At 70.1% G+C, this 926-nt stretch carries 2 protein-coding genes; both read right to left on the bottom strand.

What is annotated here, in order from left to right; all coding sequences use genetic code 11:
• Positions 1 to 647: transaldolase (tal, locus tag M8J74_RS44080; protein ID WP_249841760.1), on the bottom strand; the 647-nt coding region annotated here is incomplete at its 3' end.
• A 19-nt stretch (positions 648 to 666) separates the two neighbouring features.
• On the bottom strand, positions 667 to 926 hold a 260-nt coding region (locus M8J74_RS44075; protein ID WP_443744587.1), incomplete at its 5' end, for a transketolase-like TK C-terminal-containing protein.

The raw sequence follows: 926 nt of genomic DNA, 5'->3' as shown, positions 1-926 counted from the left end.
ACGCGGGAGACGAAGAAGGAGGCGACGGAGTGGATCACGGAGAGGTCGAGGCCCTTGGCCCGGGCCTTCTCCAGGCCGGCGAGGTAGGCGTCCATGACCTCGCGGTAGCGCTCCAGGGAGAAGATCAGCGTGACGTTGACGCTGATGCCGAGGCCGATGACCTCGGTGATCGCCGGGAGGCCGGCCTTCGTCGCCGGGATCTTGATCATGACGTTGGGGCGGTCGACGAGCCAGGCGAGCTGCCGGGCCTCGGCGACGGTGGCCTTCGTGTCGTGGGCCAGACGCGGGTCGACCTCGATGGAGACCCGGCCGTCCCGGCCGCCGGTGGCGTCGTACACGGGCCGCAGGACGTCGGCGGCGGCGCGGACGTCGGCGGTGGTCATCATGCGCACGGCCTCCTCGACCGTGACGCCCCGCACCGCCAGGTCGGCGAGCTGCTCCTCGTAGCCCTCGCCCGAGCCGATGGCGGCCTGGAAGATGGAGGGGTTGGTGGTCACGCCCACCACGTTGCTGTTCGCGACGAGTTCGGCGAGGTTGCCGGTCTCGATCCGGCGGCGCGAGAGGTCGTCCAGCCAGATGGAGACGCCTTCGTCGCTCAGGCGCTTGAGTGCTCCCGCGGTCGCGGTCACTTCGGTCACTGTGATCATCTTCTTTCTTGCGATCGGATCAACCGCGGGCGGCGGCCAGGGATTCCCGGGCGGCCGCTGCGACGTTCTCGGGGGTGAAGCCGTACTCGGCGAACAGGATCTTGGCGTCGGCGGAGGCGCCGAAGTGCTCCAGGGAGACGATGCGTCCCGCGTCACCGGTGAAGCGGTACCACGTCAGACCGATGCCGGCCTCGACGGCGACCCGCGCGCGCACGGACGGCGGAAGCACGCTGTCGCGGTACTCGCGCGGCTGCTGCTCGAACCACTCCACGGACGGCA

The organism is Streptomyces panaciradicis, from assembly GCF_023516615.1.
Lineage (GTDB): Bacteria > Actinomycetota > Actinomycetes > Streptomycetales > Streptomycetaceae > Streptomyces > Streptomyces panaciradicis.
Note: the sequence above shows the minus strand (reverse complement) of the source record. Positions and strands in the feature narration are given on the sequence as shown.